This window comes from Shewanella sp. SR44-3, assembly GCF_014163735.1.
Taxonomy (GTDB): domain Bacteria; phylum Pseudomonadota; class Gammaproteobacteria; order Enterobacterales; family Shewanellaceae; genus Shewanella.
This window is the reverse complement of sequence record NZ_JACJDV010000009.1, coordinates 68,183-86,572: the sequence shown is the minus strand read 5'-3', so window position 1 is coordinate 86,572 and position 18,390 is coordinate 68,183. Positions and strand designations below refer to the sequence as shown.

Below are 18,390 nucleotides of genomic sequence, written 5' to 3'. Positions count from 1 at the left end.
CTGTGCGAGGCTTGCTGCAATATCTAAGGCTTAATAGCAATCACGCTATTCTGGCGCGGTTTTCGCTGCCAGCTGAGCCACCGCAGTATTGATGGCCGCTGGAGATAAAATCATCCCAACGTGATTAACATCGGCAATGCTTATCACTTTTGCTTCAGTGCTATCAAATACGCTGGAGAATTGTTCAGGGTAAAACAGCTCATCCTTTCCCCCGACAAGCACAGTTAATCTTTGCTTAACGGCCGCAATGTTGGTGTGATAATCACTCAATGGTCTGAAATTTGTTGCAAGGGCATAACTGTAGCGATAAGTCAGCTTAACATTGCGAGTTTCTGCTAAGGCAAAGCGGATCACCTCCAGATAGTTCAACTGTTTAAGTCCCAATGTATTCAAGATGCTAATTCCAACCAGCCTTGGTACCCCAACACTGACCCAGCCGCCACTGTCATTATTGCGACTAGTGGGTGAATCTTGACTAATAAAAGGTGACAGCAGCAGGTAGTGCTCAAACATGGCTTGTCTATCACTGCCAGCAAATCGCAATGCAAAACCGCCACCAGAGGAGAATCCTAACAAACTTTTTGGCCCAACAGGCTTAACGGCGCTGAGAAAATCCGCCAAATCATCTTCTAGCTGGCCTATATAGTCGATATCACCACTTTTACCTGACTCACCATGACCGCGAATATCTAACGAATAAGCACTAAAACCCGCTCGAGAAAATGCCAAGGCGAGTTGATGCATGCTCTGGCTACTTGCTGAAGAGCCGTGCACCAACACCACACTGCCCCGCTCCGTTATTTGAACTCCTGTGCGAGCCTGAGTTGGGCCACCTGTTTGGATCTGCTCTTTAACTGCCGATGACAAAAAAGATGGAGCATAAAATCGATAGGCTAAGGCTTGGTTGTCTCTGGCATCAAAATAACTGACCTCTGGCAACTCACTATAATCGAGGTTTTTAAAGGGCTCGCTGATACTGTCTAGTGCTGCGATAGGTTTAGGGCCACCAAAAGTGATGGCTAAACCAAGTAATAACAAACAGATCACTAAGCTCACGATTAGCGGGATAACAAATGATTTCATGGTTTTCCTTGGCAAAAAATCCTTAACCATAGTTAACATCTAGACCTTATTAGTCAACCAACAAAATTCCACAGGGTTATTTCCCCCCACTTATTGCACTTTTTCTGCCGCTTATCCTTATGCCATCGCATCACTTTGAAACACTATTTATTCTCAATCCATCAAAGCAACTTACCAATACCGCAGAGTTAAATCTTTGCTAAAGGACAAGAAAATGAAATCAATCGAAAAACAACTCGCCACTCAAAAAGTCGTTAATTTAGCACTTGCCATTGGCTTAACCGCCCTCACGGCATATACAGCTATCAGCCCTATGGGGACTCAGCATTTTGAGCACCTCACAGTAAAAAGCATCAAGGTATTGGAGGATAACGGGCTGCCAAGAATCGTTATCGCCAACTCTGAATTCTCACCAAAAGGGATATACAAGGGCAAAGAATTTGTCGATGTAGGCTCAAGACCTGGGATGATTTTTTACAACGATGAAGGCACAGAAAACGGCGGGCTTATCTTTATGGGCAAAGAGGAAAATGGTAAAGTAAGTCACGGGGTGCACATGTCGTTTGATCGCTACAACCAAGATCAAACCATGGCATTACAGCACATTGAAGATGGCGATTACATGGTCACAGGAATGAGGATCACCGACCGTTCTACATTCCCAATGATTGAACACATGGCGTTAGAGAAAGCCAGTAAAGAGGGCGATCTGGATGCCAAAGCAAAACTTGAACAGTTAGAAAAGCAAGGCTTGCTTAGTGCCAATAACCGGGCTTTCTATGGCACATTAAACGGCGATGCCATGTTAAAGCTGCACGATAAACAGGGCCAAACCCGCATTCGTATGGTGGTAGACAAGGAAGGTAGCGCAGTACTTGAGTTTTTGGATGCACAAGGTAAGATAGTTCAGCGCCTTCCTGATGACAAAAAACAATAATAAAATCATGAAAAAACATACCACTAGATTACTCAACATTTTGGCTGTACTCGGCCTGACCCATCTAGTGGTATTTTACACTGCCATGGCGCAAACCTCAGTGGGAGAGCCGTTAAACTACCATCCCGATGGACCATTTTGGCTAGCGCTGCAATGCTTTTTAGCCCAATGGCTCACTTATCGAAGCTATCAGCGCTTGATTAAAGGGCAATTGGTCAGCATTAATGCCATTGCAAAGGTTTACCTCAGTAGTGCGGCAATCTTTATTGTGCTCAATAGCGCCCTCGTCTTGGGCCTTGAATGGGCCATAGGCATAGAATACCTAGACTTTCGCCATATCTCCTTAACGGTTATCTTAAGTATTTTATTGCACCTGTTACTAGGGGGGACACTACTTGCAGCGCTGCTGTTCAATGAAGTCAGGCGGCAACAACTCGCCCATATCCAGACCCAAAACCAACTGGCCAACAGTAAAATAAGTGCATTACAGCAGCAACTTGACCCGCACTTTTTATTCAATAACCTAAATGTACTCTCAGTGCTCATTCAGCAAGATCCCGATGAAGCCGATGACTTTCTCGATGCCTTTTGCAGCCTATATCGCTACATGCTTGAAGCCCATAAAAACCAATTAATTAGTCTTGAAAGGGAACTCGAGTTTGCAGACAGTTATCTGCATTTATTAGCGAAACGCTTCCCAAATGCGTTTACTTTCGAACTTACGCTAACCTTAAATCCTAACCAGGTGCAGCTCATCCCCGGCGCCTTGCAATTAGCTTTAGAGAACATTGTCAAACACAATCAGGCAAGCCCTACTCAGCCCATGAGCATCACAATCACCAACCAAGGGAACCGTTTATTGATAACCAATGACTTAAGGCCAAAATCCCATACGAACCATCCGAAGAGCCTGCATCTTGGACTAAAGAATTTAAGCGAACGTTGCACCTTAATCGTTAACCAACCGATTAGCATAGAAAAAACAGCAGCCAGCTTCTGCCTTAGCCTGCCTTTGGTAGATTTAGAGGTTAGATGCTAGGTACTAGGTGCTGAGAGCTGAGTATTAAGCATTGAGTGTTGGGTGCCTCAATTAAAGATTAGAGAAATAATCAACCTTTTAAGGTTGTCATTAACGTTCAAACGGAGTTGTAGTAATGAAAATCGCCATCATAGAAGATGAACCCTTGGCAGCAGAAAAGCTCGCAGGCTACATACAAAGGCAGTGGCCAGAGGCTAAAATCATTGCCACCTTAAGCAGTGTCGATGCTGTGATTGAGTTTTTCAATCAACCGCAGAACTTAGATTTACTTTTTAGCGATATAGAGCTCAGTGATGGCCAAGTCTTTAGCGCCCTAGAGCAAATCGATGTGCCCTGCCCAGTCATTTTTACCACCTCCTATAACGACTACTGGATGAATGCGTTTCAAAACCAAGGCATAGAATACTTGCTTAAACCTTTCTCTTTTAAACGCTTTAGCCAAGCTGTCACCAACTATCAAGCATTGTTTGAGCAGCGCTCAAAAATTGAGGCCACCTCGTTTAAACAACGATTTATCATCAAGCAACAGGGTACCAGCGAGATGCTTAATATCGCAGAGATCCATTGTTTTCGAGCCGCCAACGGCACTATTTTGGCCGGTGATAAGCAAGGCCAATACCATATCCTTTCTGACAATAACCTCAGCCAATTAGAAGCTCAGCTCGATCCTAAGGTCTTCTTTCGGATTAACCGCGCCGACATCATTAATATCAATAGCTTAATTAAATTTGAAACCTACACCAAAGAAACACTCGCCCTGTATATCAAAGGCTACAGTGAAGCCTTAGTGACCAGCAAAACCCGCACCGCAAATTTTAGAAAATGGCTAGAAGCCTAAAATTAAAAAAGTCGTGACAAGCAACTAGGCTTATCACGACTTTCTTCACACTGTAACTCAAAATTATACTTTTGCTGATGCTTCAAGCTAAGTATTTATTTAACAAAGGCTTAAGCTGCGATGTTAAAATACTTCGCCCGTTTCTGGGTCAACATTGTCATCAACGTCTGCAGACGATTCTTTTGGTGCATTTGAGTTCAATAACATTTCACGCAAAAGAGTATCGATTTCTTGAGCAATTGCAGGATTTTCAGTTAAGTAACGACCGGCATTGGCGCGGCCTTGACCAATTTTATCACCTTTATAGCTGTACCAAGCACCGGCTTTTTCAACTAGTTTATGGGCCACACCCAAATCAACTAGCTCACCAGTACGGTTAATACCTTGACCATAAAGAATTTGGAATTCAGCTTGCTTAAAGGGCGCAGCAATTTTGTTTTTAACCACTTTAACGCGGGTTTCGTTACCCACTACTTCGTCGCCGTCTTTAATGGCGCCAGTGCGGCGAATATCTAAACGCACTGATGCATAAAACTTAAGTGCGTTACCGCCAGTTGTGGTTTCTGGGTTACCAAACATCACGCCAATTTTCATACGAATTTGGTTAATAAAAATAAGTAAGGTATTTGATTGCTTCAAGTTACCAGCAAGCTTACGCATTGCTTGGCTCATCATACGCGCTGCTAGGCCCATATGTGAGTCACCAATTTCACCTTCAATTTCAGCTTTTGGTGTTAGCGCTGCAACCGAATCGACAACGATAACATCAACCGCGCCAGAGCGAGTTAATGCATCACAAATTTCAAGAGCTTGCTCCCCGGTATCAGGCTGTGAACACAATAAGTTATCAATATCTACGCCTAACTTTTTGGCGTAAATTGGGTCTAATGCGTGCTCAGCATCGATAAAGGCACAGGTTTTACCTTCACGTTGAGCTGCTGCAATCACTTCCAATGTTAAGGTGGTTTTACCCGATGATTCTGGGCCATATATCTCAACGATACGCCCCATAGGTAAACCGCCAGCGCCTAAGGCTACGTCCAATGAAAGTGAACCGGTAGAGATGGTCTCAACATCCATGGTGCGGTCTTCACCAAGCTTCATGATTGAACCTTTACCAAACTGCTTTTCAATTTGACTTAGTACCGCAGCAAGTGCCTTCTCTTTATTTGGATCAGCTTTCATCTTAGTCCCTCTCAAAGTATAATTTTCACTTATTAATTAATATCTTGTACTTGGCAAAACAGATTACCCCTGCTGACTATCATTACGGCTTAAGGGGACAAGTCTCCCTTCAATGTAGCCGCGTAACGGGTAGGCAGAGGTTAAATCTAGTGCCTTAATATGCTGGTTAGTATACTGTATAATCATACAGTATCAAGTACTGTGTGCGACTTTTTTATTGAGGGGTAAATTCACCATAATCTGCCCTGTTATCTCTAGGTTTATTAAAAAACAGCCTCGATTACCACTAAGTGCGATTTACTGGATATTTATCAACAAAAAATTGTTAATATTGCCGTGCCAATATTGTCACCCTAAAAATGAGTCAACCACCCTTGCTAAGTGCACATGCACCAGCCGCATTCATGATGACCATTTAGCACGACAGTATTGGCTAACACCTTATTTTGATTACCGACATGTTGATTACCAAAAGAGTGAAGCCCCTAGATGACAAGTATCGATTCTTCTGAGTTAGAAAAGCACACCCCCATGATGCGTCAGTATTTGACCATGAAAGCCGCCCATCCTGAGATGCTGCTATTTTATCGTATGGGGGATTTTTACGAACTTTTCTATGAAGATGCCAAACTTGCCTCAGAACTGCTAGGCATCTCTTTAACTGCCCGTGGTAAAAGTGGCGGCGATCCTATCCCTATGGCGGGCCTGCCTTATCATGCGGTTGAAGGCTATTTGGCAAAACTTGTTCAAATTGGTCAGTCCGTAGCAATTTGTGAGCAAGTGGGCGATCCCGCCACCTCTAAAGGCCCGGTTGAGCGCAAAGTAGTGCGCTTAGTCACTCCAGGCACCTTAACCGATGAAGCTTTATTGCAAGAACGCCAAGACAACCTATTAGCCGCCATTTATCAAGGCAAAGTAGGATTTGGTTACGCGACGCTCGATATCTCATCGGGGCGTTTTGTGATTGCAGAACTAGATACTCAAGAAGCTCTCGAAGCTGAATTGCAGCGCACCCGCCCTGTGGAGCTGCTCTACAGTGAAGACTTTAGCAACCTAAGCTTAATCAATCATTTAAAAGGCATACGTCGCCGCCCTGAATGGGAATTTGATTTCGATACCAGCGTAAACTTGTTGCTACAGCAATTTGGCACCAAAGATTTACATGGCTTTGGTATTAGCGATGCACGCCTTTCTTTACAGGCAGCAGGCTGCTTAATGCAGTACGTGAAAGACACCCAAAAGACCGCCCTGCCGCACATCAACGCCATAGTGCGCTTCAATCAGGCGGACTCAATCATTTTAGATGCGGCCACCAGACGTAACTTGGAGCTAACCCAGAATTTATCTGGCGGGCGCGAGCACACCTTAGCCTGGGTATTGGACAACACCGCCACCCCCATGGGGAGCCGCATGCTTCAGCGCTGGTTACATCAGCCACTTCGTGATAAAAAAATCATCGAAGCTCGCCATAATGCCGTGTCTGAATTAATCGAAACCAATTTGTTTGATGATTTTCACCAACAACTTAAATCCATTGGTGATATCGAGCGCATTATGGCTCGCCTCGCATTAAGAAGCGCACGGCCACGGGATTTCGCTCGCCTGCGCCAAGCGTTAAGTCTGTTGCCTGACTTGCAACACACCTTAGGCCAATGCCAAACTCCACTGCTTACTAAGTTAGCCCAGTTGATTGGCGAGTTTCCTGCCGAGCATGAGTTACTTGAGAATGCCATAGTCGATAGCCCGCCTATGCTTATTCGCGATGGCGGCGTTATTCGCAGCGGGTATCACAGCGAACTTGATGAGTGGCGTGCCTTAAGTGAAGGCGCTACAGATTACTTAACTGAGCTTGAAACCAGAGAAAAACAAGCCACGGGGATCAGCACCTTAAAAGTCGGCTATAACCGCGTCCATGGTTATTATATTGAAGTCAGCCGCCTGCAAGCCGATAAAGTGCCTTTAAGCTATCAGCGCCGTCAAACCTTAAAAGGCACAGAGCGCTACATAACTCCTGAGCTTAAAGTGTATGAAGAAAAAGTCCTCTCAAGCCAAGGCAAAGCTCTGGCGTTAGAGAAACAGCTGTGGGATCAATTGTTTGATTTAATTTTTCCTAAGCTTAATGAGCTCAGAGACTTTGCCAACGCCGCCGCTGAGCTTGATGTCATTTGCTGTTTTGCCGAGCGCGCCGAAAGCCTGCATTACACTCAGCCGCAAATGGTCTCAAAAACCGGCATTCAAATTAATGCCGGTCGCCACCCTGTAGTCGAGCGCGTTAGCAGTACAGCCTTTATTGCCAACCCCGTCAGCTTAGATGCAAAGCGTCACATGCTTATCGTCACAGGCCCTAACATGGGCGGTAAGTCGACCTACATGCGCCAAGTGGCCTTAATAAGTTTGATGGCCCACATTGGCTGTTTTGTCCCTGCTGATAGCGCCGTTATTGGCCCTATCGACAGAATATTCACCCGCATTGGCGCCTCAGATGACTTGGCCTCTGGCCGTTCAACCTTTATGGTCGAAATGACAGAAACCGCCAACATTCTCCATAATGCCACCAGTCAAAGTCTGGTATTAATGGATGAGATAGGCCGCGGCACCTCAACCTACGATGGTTTGTCGCTCGCTTGGTCGGCGGCTGAGTATTTGGCATTACAACTCAAAGCGATGACGCTATTTGCAACTCATTATTTTGAACTAACGCAATTACCAGATTTGATCCCAGGCGCCAACAATGTGCATTTAGATGCCATAGAGCACGATGACACTATCGCCTTTATGCATGCAGTTCAAGAAGGGGCTGCTAGTAAGAGTTATGGTCTGCAAGTCGCCGCATTAGCAGGGGTGCCAAGTCATGTTATTCAAGCTGCTAAACATAAACTACATCAACTAGAGAACCGCGATAATCAGGCATCAACGGCGAGTACATCTAGAATAGCGCCACAGCAGCAAAGTCTCAGCTTATCACCCGTCCCTATGAGGGGTGAAAAAGCTCTCAATAAGCTAACCACGATTAATCCTGATGAACTTAGCCCAAAACAAGCCTTGGATTTACTTTACGAACTTAAGAAGCTCGTAAAAACCTGATGATTCAGCGTATCTAGCTAGGGGGCTGTTGATCTTTGTCGGTTAAATTTTGTTTGAGATAAAACTGTTTTAATCGCGGCAGTGGGTTACAGCCTAGTCATCTAAGTAACTATCACTTAGCTAAGAGCGCCTCAGAAAAGAGTAAAACGGTTTTAGTCGAACTTTTGGCCAGCGTTTGTTGCTCATTTCTCCTGCGTTACCGGCTTCTTAATGTAGAATAACGACAGTACAAAGACTCTGCCTTATATAAATCGCCAACCATTAGCTGCAAATAACCTTGAAAGATCAGCCCCCTGGCAAGGAAGTCGTTCAGCATGAGGTCATAGCTTGTTAATTAAAGAGAAATTTTTGCAACATAGCCCATCTGCTTAAGTCTCTTATCTTAAAGAAACTAACCAATATCACAGTTTCAACACTTAAAACTCATCGAAGCCCCCACCCTTACATCAACCTAAGCCATGATCTCGTGGATATTATTTTCCTTGTGTTAGCCAGCCAAGACTTTTATTGCCGTCGAGAGAAAGCGTAAAAAAGAAATAAAACCAGTTTTGATATCCGAACGAAAACTCGCTACCCATTGAGCAAGGTCAAACCAAGCCATTGATTTTATTGAAAATAAAACTTACCAAGTGGGATGGACAAGATGAAATATTTGGCAGAATAATATTTATCTGTCAATACAATAAGCTTTAAATTTTGTTCTTTGAGTAAACTAATTGGAATGAGATTAGCTTCGTGTTCTCTTTGTAGTATAATTTTTGGTTAGCATGTTCTATCAGTTGGCTTTACGTTTTTATTCTACTGTTTTGTTATTAGAAAAGTGTTATTCTATAATTAACATAGATTCAAATTGTAAGTGCATTGTAGCGGGTAACAGGCACAAACAAGTAAAAAACGGGCTTGATTAGGGCGAACCAACGCCAAAAAATAAACCGTCAACGAGTCATGAGTGCATTTATCTATACAGCGGCAAGCTCAATCTATATTTACGCCGATACGGTAAGAAATACCATCAGCACAGTGCAATAACTGTCAGTAATGGCCAAAGCAATCATGGACAGATTAAAAACCGCGTCAACATTGATGAGTCCTAAAAAGTGTTGTTCAGCAAAAAGCTGCTACGATAACATAGTTAAACCCAGATACGGCAGCGCTTCACTCCATCACAGCTGACAATGATAACGCTTATTACGTGTTAATTACAGAGGTCTTAGGTGTCTGCGTTTATTTTACTCATCCTTACAACTCATAGGAGCGTGGATTGAATGAAAATACCAATCAATTATTACGCCAGCATTGGCCAAAGAGCACAGATTTTAAGGCAACAACACTTGCAGAGGTTATCCCTGTTTTTGAACAACTTAATCATCGTCCAAGCAAGACACTTGGATTTGAAACTCCTGCAAAATTAATGCAGGATTACCTGGTGGCTAAAGCCGCCTAAGTGTTATGCACTTCAGACATGAATACGCGTAATCTAATTTAGCTAATAGAGAAGCAGCCAATGAATCGTTTGTCCATAAAACAACAAATAACTATTACTGTTTTTAGTTTTATTTTACTTACCTCCTTGATTATCAGTGGTTTAACTCAAGTCTCATCGCAAAATATTATTGAAGCACGTGCGATTAATACTGAGCTACCTTATTTAATCAAAAGCATTAATACCGAAATTAACAAAGAAATTGAGTTAATGCGTGCCATTGCTGTAGATCTAACCAACGATAAATTTATTGATAACTGGCTAAAAACAGGTCAACCAAGTAATGGTGAAGAGATTCTCATAAATCATCTCAAAACTATTGCGCTTGAGCATAATATCACTCGGTTATCTTTTTCTGATAGGGAGACTCATCGTTTTTGGAATAACCTTGACGGTTTCCTTCGAGTGATGACACCTGAGAATGATGGTTGGTATTTTGATTATAAAGATGGTGGAAAGGTTGATTCTGTCAGTATTTATACTTCTTCTAGAACCAAAGATACAACGCTATATGTCAATACTCAGCAACTAAACGGCCGAGGTTTTGCGGGAACAGGGAAGTCATTCGATCGCTTAGTCAAGATGTTAAGTGAATTCCGCATTGAGCAGTCAGGTTTTGTTTTCTTAATTGATGATAATGGCAATGCAAAATTTCATAAGGATTATCAAGAGTCTGAAACGGTTTCTCTGTCTGAAATATATACACCAGAAACAGCTAAATTATTATTAAATAGTACTGATTTCCATCATAAAATTGTCGAAATCAATGGTGAAAAACAGATCCTAGCATCTAGCTATATTAGCAGTATGGGTTGGTATGTGATTATTCAGGTACCCTACGATGAGGTGTTTGCAGGATTAAAAGAATCACAGCGCAACATTATGTTTTTGACTTTAGCTGTGATTGTTTTTTCGATAATCGTAACACTATTAATGACCAACAGTATTAGCCAACCGATTAATCAACTTGCAGCCCTATTTCAAAAAATGGGCGCCGGTGATGCAAATTTATCAATACGACTACCTGAAGATGGTAAAAAAGAATTAGCTCAAGTCTCGGTGGGTTACAATGCCTTTGTGCAAAAGCTTGAAACCATTTTTAAGCATATATTACAAGATAGCACTAAGCTGAATCATGTCGCTGAACAGCTTAAAAGTAAGGTTGAAAGTACCACTGAAGGTATTGAGAAAAACCTTGAGAACACGCTGCATATTGCAGCTGCATTAGCAGAAGTTAGCATTACCGTTCAGGATGTAGCCGCGAATGCCGCTGATGCATCTGATGCTGCGGCGAGCATTCAAGAAAATGCCACAGAGGTTAAGCGCTCTATAGGGTCAGCTCAAGATGATATTACTGGTTTAGAGAAACGCATTGGTGAAGTGTCAGGCGTGGTAAGTTCTCTTAGTGGGAATATTGAAACCATAGTTAAAGCCCTTAATGTTATTAATTCGATATCTGAACAAACCAATTTACTTGCGTTAAACGCAGCTATTGAAGCTGCAAGAGCTGGGGAGCACGGCAGAGGCTTTGCCGTCGTGGCCGATGAAGTAAGAGGTCTAGCTCAAAAAACAGCGCAATCAACAACTGACATTCATAATATTATGAATAATTTACAAAATTCCTCTGCAACAGCCTTGAATGAAATGAATGATATTGTTGAACAAGCTAGGGCTGCTTCAGAGTCAATGACTGAGATTAAAGCAACACAAGAAAGTAACACTGAGTTATATGAGCGTATTGTGATGATTAGTCAATTAGTTGCAACTGCAGCTGAAGAGCAGTCGGCGATGATCAATCAAGTCAATGAGAGCATGAGTAAGATAAAAGATAATTCCAATGAAAACATGCAAAGTGTCATTGAAATTATTGACAGTAGTGCAGCGATTAACGATGTTTCTAATTCTATCAATACTCAGCTATTGGTTTTTAATAAGCGTTGATGTATAGCGAAAAAAGCAACGTTAGACCTTTGTAAATCTAGCTAGGCCAATGCATAACTGCATTGGCCTATTTCTTTTACGGTTTTAGTTAAACCATACTAAATTCTAGGCGTAAAAAAAGGACATTAACTGTCCTTTTCATGCCCTTAGCGAGTTGTGACTGTAATCTCGCTGTTAGTATCTAACTCCTCCTTAATCTCTAAAGAGAGCTTCAACTGACAAACCTTGACTGCTTAACAAGTCTTTTAAACGCTTTAACGCTTCCACTTGAATTTGACGAACACGTTCTCGAGTCAAACCTATCTCTGCGCCAACATTTTCCAGTGTTGATGGCTCGTAACCCAATAAACCAAAACGGCGTGCTAGTACTTCTCTTTGCTTGGTGTTGAGCTCGTTTAACCAACCAACAATAGAGTTGGATAAGTCTTCATCTTGCACTTGATAATCAGGGCCTACGCTATCGTCGTCGGCAATCACATCTAATAGTGCTTTTTCATTATCGCCACCCAGTGGGGTGTCTACTGAGGTAATTTTCTCATTAAGCTTTAACATCCGGCTTACGTCACTGGTAGAGACATCAAGTTTGGCGGCAATTTCTTCTGCCGTTGGCTCGTGATCTAGCTTCTGCGCTAGCTGTCTTGCAGTACGTAAATAGACGTTAAGTTCCTTTACCACATGGATTGGCAAACGTATGGTGCGAGTTTGATTCATTATCGCACGTTCTATAGTTTGTCTGATCCACCACGTGGCATAAGTAGAAAAACGGAAACCTCTTTCAGGATCAAACTTCTCCACCGCTCTGATCAGGCCCAAGTTACCCTCTTCGATAAGATCTAACAGGGCCAAACCACGATTATTGTAGCGACGGGCAATTTTCACCACCAGTCTTAGGTTACTTTCGATCATGCGATTACGAGATTTCTCGCAACCTTTGAGGGCTTTACGTGAGAAGAACACTTCTTCTTCTGCACTTAGCAAAGGGGAAAATCCTATTTCGCCTAAATATAACTGAGTGGCGTCAAGGTTTTTTTGAAGATCTTCTTGAACTTGTTGTTCAATTTCGAGTTGCTGCACTAAATCGACTGCCTTGTCGCTCTTTTGCGCACCTTCTTTTTTGGTTTTTGTGGATAAATCTACAAGCTTTTCTGCTACTGCAGTGTTAGATGTTCTGCTCATAATGCGCTCTCCCAAACCTGAAAAACGTTAATCTACGTCACTTATTCACCCTCCCTAGTTAAGTTCTCTAAACAATTCATTGTTTAGGTAGATATTTTAATGGGTTAACTGATTTTCCGTGGTAGCGGATCTCAAAGTGGAGCATAACTTGGTTAGCGCCACTATCACCCATTTTTGCAACGGCTTGACCCGCTGCGACTAGCTGTTTTTCTTTGACTAAAATCGTCTCTGCGTGAGCATAAGCACTGAGGAAATCATCATTGTGTTTGATAATAACTAAGTTGCCGTAACCACGTAATGCATCGCCTGCGTAAACGACTTTACCATCAGCCGCCGCTTTAATTAGATCTCCGCGTCGGCCCGCAATCTTAATACCTTGATTGCCCTGCTCCGTCTCTGAAAATGTGCCTATTAACTTTCCTAAAACTGGCCAATACCATTGACTCACTTGTGCGGGTAAATGGTTAGCTTGCTCTTTGGTGATTAAGTTAACAGTTTGTTTTGCACTTGTTACAGAGTACGCAGACTTTAATTTGGGATCAAGTTCTTTTTTTGTCGTATTTACACTTTTATTTTCTCGTGCTAGGACAGAGTTGGCTGTTTGTCCAACTAAAGTTTTACTCGGAGTATTAACGACTTGGTAGGGCTGACTGATACCACCACTGACAACGCCTCTCCCTTGTGCTTTATAAGGTTGAGCCCTTGTTGGACTTGAAGTATTAGGGTAATTTTCACTGCTGAGCTTGATAATTTGGCCGGGATAAATAGTGTAGGGCTGAGTTAAATGATTAAGCCTTGCAACTTGCATAAAGTTTTTCCCCGCTCCCCAAGAAATGGAGTACAAGGTGTCGCCTTTTTTAACTCGATACTGCTGAGATTTAATAGAGCCTTTGTAATGTTTCTGGCCTTTTACGCTAGATAAGCTTTCCACAGGTGCAGGGCGCTGAGCCTGAAAGCTACAGCCAGAGGCAAACAAAATAATACACAACAATGTTGGCCAAAAGCTTGTCATCCAATCCTATCCTTTAAGGCAAAGTAAACCGCAGTTTGTAATTCAAACCTCGCTATTTAGCAAGCAGTTCTTAATGTATTGAGTAAATAGCTAGGGCCTGTTGATCTTTCACGGTTGTTTTTGCGGTGAATTGTTGGCCATTTATACAAGGCAGAGGCTTTGCGGTGTAGTTATTCTACATAAAAAGTCGATAACGCAGTAGAAATGACCAACAAACGCTGCCCAAAGGGTTCGGCTAAAACCGTTTTACTCTTTGTTGAGAGGCTCTTAGTTAAGTGATAGTTGCTTAGATTACTAGGCTGCAATTCACTCGCCGCGATTAAAACGGTTTTATCTCGAACAAAATTCAACGGCAAAGATCAACAAGCCCTAGGCTAGCTCACCATTGATAAGTGGCACAAACTTAACTGCTTCGATGATTTGCGACTCAAAGGTCTGTTGTTTACGGGTGATTTTGAGCAGTTGTTGTGAATCTTCCCCGACAGGAATAAGTAATACGCCGCCATCGCTAAGTTGCGTGAGTAAGGCTTCGGGGACTTTCGCTGCCGCTGCCGTCACTAAAATACCATCAAACGGCCCCTTGTTATGCCAGCCTTGCCAACCATCGCCGTACTTAAAAGATACATTGTGTAAATCCAATCGCTTAAGCCTTTGTCTTGCTTGGATTTGCAGTGCTTTTATTCTCTCAATAGTGCACAGTTGCGGCACTAGCTGCGCCAAAATTGCGGCCTGGTATCCTGAGCCTGTACCAATTTCTAATACTTTATTAGGATTAGTTTGCAACAATAGCTCAGTCATTCTCGCCACTATATAAGGCTGAGAAATGGTTTGGCCTTGGCCTATGGGTAAGGCGGTATTTTCATAGGCCTTGTGCGCCAAGGCATCATCCAGAAATAACTCTCTTGGAGTATTAGCAACAGCATTCAACACTGACTGACTACGAATGCCAGTTTCATAGAGTTTCCTGGCTAAATTTAATGCCAGTGTTGATACTGTTCCAGTCATAGTTTTGTTATCCAGTGTTCTAATCCAGCAAGCTGGTTATAAGCAGTAAGATCCACGGTTAATGGCGTAATAGACACATAACCTTGGCTTATGGCATCAAAATCTGTACCTTCGCCTGCATCTTGCTCTTTACCCACAGGGCCTAGCCAAAAGATCTCACGTCCCGCAGGATCTTGAGTTTTCACCATGCCCTCGGCTTTATGGCGCGCACCAAGGCGGGTTACCTTAATGCCTTTTATCGCCTCAATAGGTAAGTCTGGCACGTTCACGTTTAAAATTTGATCTTTAGCTATTGGATGCGCTAACAGGCCTTGCACTATTTTGGCGCTAAAATGTGCTGCGGTTTGATAATGCAGCAATTCTTTACCCGCTAAAGACACTGCTATTGCTGGTAAGCCTAAGAAACGCCCTTCCATGGCGGCGGCAACTGTGCCTGAATACAGGGTATCGTCGCCCATATTGGCGCCAGCATTAATACCTGAGATTACGATATCGGGCTCTTGTTTACATAACTCACGAATCGCTAAATGAACGCAATCCGATGGCGTGCCATTAACGGCAATAAAGCCGTTGCCTAAACTATTAATTCTTAATGGATTAGTCAAGGTTAAAGAATTGCTCGCCCCAGAGCAATTTCTATCCGGAGCCACTGTTAATACTGTCGCAAAGGCGCTCAGGGCCTCAGTTAGGCAGCGGATCCCTTCGGCTTGCACCCCATCATCATTGCTGACTAAAATATTAATCATGCTAAGGTTTAGCCTCGTTACTTTCTTTCGCTTCAAGGGATTGGGCTTGCGTGCTCACAAGCTCCTGCCATTGCCTTTCTTTTACATCTTGATAAACGCAGACTTCGCGCAAAATAGAAGTAGCAAAACTGCCAGCGGGTAAGATAAATTCTAAAGTCAAAACATCAGCAGTAAACTTATACTTAAGCCCTTGTGGCTCAAGCAGTAGCGGCCGCCTTTCTTGCTCTAATCCAGCATTTTCTAAGCCTTCAAGATCGCTGGCATAATCCACTAATGCGGCGGCTTCAAGTTCGGCGGCTTCCCCTTTAGCCAATGGCGCGCCGCGGCCCCAAAGCGGCGCAGATAATTGAATGTCTTTCTCATCGAGACGAGCTTGTACTGTGCTGTCCCAAGTGTCTGCAACAAAGTAGCTACGACTGCCCGCAAGCATCACGCAGTCACCATCAAGCGGTGTACTTCCTTGGGCAGCTAAACGGTGCGATACCACTTGATTAAAAATGTTTGAACGCACCGCTGATAAATACATGCTGCTTTTCTTGCGGTCTTTGACTTTCTTACCCGCGAGCATTTGCCGCCCCATGACCAAATTCTTACCGTCATGGCCAAATCGCTGCTCACCAAAATAGTTAGGCACACCAGTTTTGGCTATCAAGGCTAAACGCTCACTAACCTCAGTGACATCTGTGATCCCTCGAAGCGTCAGGATAAATTGGTTGCCCAGTAGCGCGCCAATGCGCAATTTTTTACCGTGGCGCGAACTTGAAAGCACAGTCAGGCTGTCGCTGTTAAGCACATCCCATTGGGGCATCTCTTTACCTGGAATGCGTACCCCAAACCACTGCTCAGTGATGGCATGCTTGTCTTTTTGGCCTGCATAAGTCACTTCTTTTGGGTGAACCTTGGCAAATTTGGCAATCATTTCAGCAACAAAGACAGTATTTAAGCCTTCTTTACGAATGTGCAGCATATGATGCTCACCTTCCCCTGTGGGGCTAAAAGGTAAGATTTCATTAACGATAAAGTCACTGTTTTTAGTCCGTAGTAGTCCTTGAGATTGAGGCTTGCCGTGCAGGTAATGTAATTCATTCATTTATCAGATTCTCTTTAAATCACTTGTTGCATCAGGACAACAGCTTCGACAGCGATGCCTTCTTTGCGGCCAGTAAAACCTAACTGTTCAGTGGTAGTCGCTTTTACATTAATGTTGTCTATGTCAGTGTTCAGATCGAGCGCCAGCAGCTGACGTATGGCTTCAATGTGAGGTGCCATTTTGGGAGCTTGTGCTATCACAGTCACATCTAAATTGCCCAATTGATACTGCTTTTGTAGCGCTAATTTGTAACAGTGGCGCAGTAATACGCGGCTATCGGCGCCTTCGAAGGCATCATCGGTATCGGGAAAATGCTTACCGATATCGCCTAATGCCATGGCACCTAAAATCGCATCACTCACGGCATGCAGCACCACATCACCATCCGAATGAGCAATCAAACCACATTCATAAGGCACAGTGACCCCCCCTAAAATAAGCGGCTTATCACCACCAAATTTATGCACATCAAAACCATGACCAATTCGGAGTTTCATCTATTTCTGCCTTTCGTTTGAGCATAAGTCTACACACTCATGCACCAGTAATTTGGATTAATGCTTTGGACGAGCACTTTGAATTAGCACTTGGAATTAGCACTTTGAATTAGCACTTTAAATTCGCACTTTGAACTAGTCAGCTGAATTAATAATTTGCTGAGCCACTTATTTGTCCAAAGGCGTTTCGCTCAAGTGCGCCATAAAAAGCTCTGCCAACTGCAAATCATCAGGGTGAGTCACTTTAATATTATCGGCGCGGCCGCTAATAAGCCCTGGAGCGATCCCCGCCCATTCCATCGCACTGGCTTCATCTGTGATGAATACGTCAGCTTTAAGCGCGTCACTTAAATACTTCAATAAAGTCTCAACCGGAAAATATTGCGGCGTTAATGCATGCCATAACAGCGCTCTGTCTACCGTGTGATGGATAACCCCATTGGCATCGCTGCGCTTCATGGTGTCTCTAACTGGAGTTGCCAAAATTGCCCCTTGGGGAAATGCTTTAGTTGATGCGAGTAATTTATCGATATCACCATGGGTTAAGCAAGGCCTTGCGGCGTCATGCACTAGTGCCCATGCATCTTCTGGGGCGACAGCTAATGCTGCTAACACTGAATCTGCCCGCTCACCGCCGCCAATCACTGTGATGAGTTTAGGGTGTTTTGCTTGAGGTAACGCAGTAAACATATCATCTTGAGGATGTAAGGCGACAATGACTTGGGCTATTTGAGGATGAGAGAGTAATGCATCTAAAGTGTGCCCCAGAATGCTCTGGGCCCCAAGGGTTAGGTATTGTTTTGGTATTCCCGCAGCCATTCTAGCCCCTATACCTGCTGCAGGAACTATGGCGATGTTTTTTGGGATAAGTGGCAATGTTTGAGTCATGGACATGTCTTAATCAGAAATCAACAAGTTGGCAGAGTCATTATTCATACTCAGCGCCGGCTTTAGGCTCAATGCCCACAACACGGTAGAAGGTTTCGCCTTGTTTTACCATGCCAAGTTCATTACGTGCACGCTCCTCTAAGGCTTCGGTGCCGCTTTTAAGATCAATAATTTCTTCTTTAAGGACTTGATTGCGCTCCACTAATTTTTGGTTACTCTGCTCCTGACTGGCAATTTGCTTTTGCAAATGCACATATTGCGTCATATTGTTATCACCGTACCAGAGACGGTACTGAAGTAATGCCAGAAGAATAAACAGGCCGAGTAATAATCTATTCATAATACCGATAGTTATCGACTAATGGTGGAGTTAAGTTTGGCTATAA

General features: G+C 43.4%; 16 protein-coding genes. 6 read left to right on the top strand and 10 right to left on the bottom strand.

What is annotated here, in order from left to right:
* Positions 1-45 precede the first annotated feature (45 nt).
* Entirely contained in the window at positions 46-1,083 is a 1,038-nt protein-coding gene (locus tag H5073_RS07370) for an alpha/beta fold hydrolase (RefSeq protein WP_182678460.1), read from the bottom strand.
* Positions 1,084-1,297: 214 nt separating this feature from the next.
* On the opposite strand from H5073_RS07370, the gene H5073_RS07365 reads away from it, so the two are divergent.
* From H5073_RS07365 to H5073_RS07355, 3 genes are all read left to right on the top strand, one after another.
* Positions 1,298-2,020, top strand: a complete 723-nt coding sequence (locus H5073_RS07365; protein ID WP_182678458.1) for a hypothetical protein — start codon at positions 1,298-1,300, stop codon at positions 2,018-2,020.
* A gap of 7 nt (positions 2,021-2,027) precedes the next feature.
* Positions 2,028-3,059: a sensor histidine kinase gene (locus tag H5073_RS07360; RefSeq protein ID WP_182678456.1), complete on the top strand. Its 1,032-nt coding sequence runs from the start codon at positions 2,028-2,030 to the stop codon at positions 3,057-3,059.
* A 115-nt stretch (positions 3,060-3,174) separates the two neighbouring features.
* A complete protein-coding gene (locus H5073_RS07355; RefSeq protein ID WP_182678454.1) occupies positions 3,175-3,897 on the top strand; it encodes a LytTR family DNA-binding domain-containing protein in 723 nt (240 codons plus the stop codon).
* Positions 3,898-4,020: 123 nt separating this feature from the next.
* Here the strand turns inward: H5073_RS07355 and recA are convergent, their stop codons facing one another.
* Positions 4,021-5,082, bottom strand: coding sequence for a recombinase RecA (gene recA, locus H5073_RS07350; RefSeq protein WP_182678452.1), 1,062 nt, complete (start codon positions 5,080-5,082; stop codon positions 4,021-4,023).
* A 489-nt stretch (positions 5,083-5,571) separates the two neighbouring features.
* Between recA and mutS the strand changes: the two genes are divergently transcribed.
* The 3 genes from mutS to H5073_RS07335 all read left to right on the top strand — a co-directional run bounded on the left by mutS (position 5,572) and on the right by H5073_RS07335 (position 11,590).
* The gene (gene mutS / locus H5073_RS07345) at positions 5,572-8,166 is read left to right on the top strand and encodes a DNA mismatch repair protein MutS (RefSeq protein WP_182678450.1); all 2,595 of its coding nucleotides are present in this window, start codon (positions 5,572-5,574) and stop codon (positions 8,164-8,166) included.
* Positions 8,167-9,427: 1,261 nt separating this feature from the next.
* Positions 9,428-9,610 (top strand): hypothetical protein, encoded by a 183-nt coding sequence (locus tag H5073_RS07340; RefSeq protein WP_182678448.1) that lies wholly within the window; start codon positions 9,428-9,430, stop codon positions 9,608-9,610.
* A gap of 60 nt (positions 9,611-9,670) precedes the next feature.
* Positions 9,671-11,590 carry a methyl-accepting chemotaxis protein gene (locus tag H5073_RS07335; RefSeq protein WP_182678446.1) on the top strand — a complete coding sequence of 640 codons (1,920 nt, stop codon included), beginning with the start codon at positions 9,671-9,673 and terminating at the stop codon, positions 11,588-11,590.
* Positions 11,591-11,782: 192 nt separating this feature from the next.
* Here the strand turns inward: H5073_RS07335 and rpoS are convergent, their stop codons facing one another.
* The 8 genes from rpoS to ftsB all read right to left on the bottom strand — a co-directional run bounded on the left by rpoS (position 11,783) and on the right by ftsB (position 18,344).
* Complete coding sequence (gene rpoS / locus H5073_RS07330; RefSeq protein WP_182678444.1) at positions 11,783-12,766, bottom strand: RNA polymerase sigma factor RpoS; 984 nt, start codon at positions 12,764-12,766, stop codon at positions 11,783-11,785.
* Positions 12,767-12,842: 76 nt separating this feature from the next.
* Positions 12,843-13,778: a peptidoglycan DD-metalloendopeptidase family protein gene (locus H5073_RS07325; RefSeq protein WP_182678442.1), complete on the bottom strand. Its 936-nt coding sequence runs from the start codon at positions 13,776-13,778 to the stop codon at positions 12,843-12,845.
* A 369-nt stretch (positions 13,779-14,147) separates the two neighbouring features.
* On the bottom strand, positions 14,148-14,783 hold the full coding sequence (locus H5073_RS07320; RefSeq protein ID WP_182678439.1) for a protein-L-isoaspartate(D-aspartate) O-methyltransferase: 636 nt from the start codon (positions 14,781-14,783) through the stop codon (positions 14,148-14,150).
* Positions 14,780-15,529 carry a 5'/3'-nucleotidase SurE gene (surE, locus tag H5073_RS07315; RefSeq protein WP_182678437.1) on the bottom strand — a complete coding sequence of 250 codons (750 nt, stop codon included), beginning with the start codon at positions 15,527-15,529 and terminating at the stop codon, positions 14,780-14,782. The genes H5073_RS07320 and surE overlap by 4 nt, the downstream gene beginning before the upstream one ends.
* A 1-nt stretch (position 15,530) precedes the next feature.
* Positions 15,531-16,619, bottom strand: a complete 1,089-nt coding sequence (locus H5073_RS07310) for a tRNA pseudouridine(13) synthase TruD (RefSeq protein WP_182678435.1) — start codon at positions 16,617-16,619, stop codon at positions 15,531-15,533.
* A 14-nt stretch (positions 16,620-16,633) separates the two neighbouring features.
* Positions 16,634-17,116, bottom strand: a complete 483-nt coding sequence (ispF, locus tag H5073_RS07305; protein ID WP_182678433.1) for a 2-C-methyl-D-erythritol 2,4-cyclodiphosphate synthase — start codon at positions 17,114-17,116, stop codon at positions 16,634-16,636.
* 168 nt (positions 17,117-17,284) lie between these two features.
* Positions 17,285-18,010: a 2-C-methyl-D-erythritol 4-phosphate cytidylyltransferase gene (gene ispD, locus H5073_RS07300; RefSeq protein WP_404948383.1), complete on the bottom strand. Its 726-nt coding sequence runs from the start codon at positions 18,008-18,010 to the stop codon at positions 17,285-17,287.
* Positions 18,011-18,044: 34 nt separating this feature from the next.
* Positions 18,045-18,344, bottom strand: a complete 300-nt coding sequence (gene ftsB, locus H5073_RS07295) for a cell division protein FtsB (RefSeq protein ID WP_182678429.1) — start codon at positions 18,342-18,344, stop codon at positions 18,045-18,047.
* Positions 18,345-18,390 lie beyond the last annotated feature (46 nt).

What these genes read in the sequence shown, in the direction of transcription:
- H5073_RS07370 (WP_182678460.1), bottom strand. Translation starts at nt 1,083, where the DNA reads ATGAAATCATTTGTTATCCCGCTAATCGTGAGCTTAGTGATCTGTTTG.
- H5073_RS07365 (WP_182678458.1), top strand. Translation starts at nt 1,298, where the DNA reads ATGAAATCAATCGAAAAACAACTCGCCACTCAAAAAGTCGTTAATTTA.
- H5073_RS07360 (WP_182678456.1), top strand. Translation starts at nt 2,028, where the DNA reads ATGAAAAAACATACCACTAGATTACTCAACATTTTGGCTGTACTCGGC.
- H5073_RS07355 (WP_182678454.1), top strand. Translation starts at nt 3,175, where the DNA reads ATGAAAATCGCCATCATAGAAGATGAACCCTTGGCAGCAGAAAAGCTC.
- recA (WP_182678452.1), bottom strand. Translation starts at nt 5,082, where the DNA reads ATGAAAGCTGATCCAAATAAAGAGAAGGCACTTGCTGCGGTACTAAGT.
- mutS (WP_182678450.1), top strand. Translation starts at nt 5,572, where the DNA reads ATGACAAGTATCGATTCTTCTGAGTTAGAAAAGCACACCCCCATGATG.
- H5073_RS07335 (WP_182678446.1), top strand. Translation starts at nt 9,671, where the DNA reads ATGAATCGTTTGTCCATAAAACAACAAATAACTATTACTGTTTTTAGT.
- rpoS (WP_182678444.1), bottom strand. Translation starts at nt 12,766, where the DNA reads ATGAGCAGAACATCTAACACTGCAGTAGCAGAAAAGCTTGTAGATTTA.
- H5073_RS07325 (WP_182678442.1), bottom strand. Translation starts at nt 13,778, where the DNA reads ATGACAAGCTTTTGGCCAACATTGTTGTGTATTATTTTGTTTGCCTCT.
- H5073_RS07320 (WP_182678439.1), bottom strand. Translation starts at nt 14,783, where the DNA reads ATGACTGGAACAGTATCAACACTGGCATTAAATTTAGCCAGGAAACTC.
- surE (WP_182678437.1), bottom strand. Translation starts at nt 15,529, where the DNA reads ATGATTAATATTTTAGTCAGCAATGATGATGGGGTGCAAGCCGAAGGG.
- H5073_RS07310 (WP_182678435.1), bottom strand. Translation starts at nt 16,619, where the DNA reads ATGAATGAATTACATTACCTGCACGGCAAGCCTCAATCTCAAGGACTA.
- ispF (WP_182678433.1), bottom strand. Translation starts at nt 17,116, where the DNA reads ATGAAACTCCGAATTGGTCATGGTTTTGATGTGCATAAATTTGGTGGT.
- ispD (WP_404948383.1), bottom strand. Translation starts at nt 18,010, where the DNA reads ATGTCCATGACTCAAACATTGCCACTTATCCCAAAAAACATCGCCATA.
- ftsB (WP_182678429.1), bottom strand. Translation starts at nt 18,344, where the DNA reads ATGAATAGATTATTACTCGGCCTGTTTATTCTTCTGGCATTACTTCAG.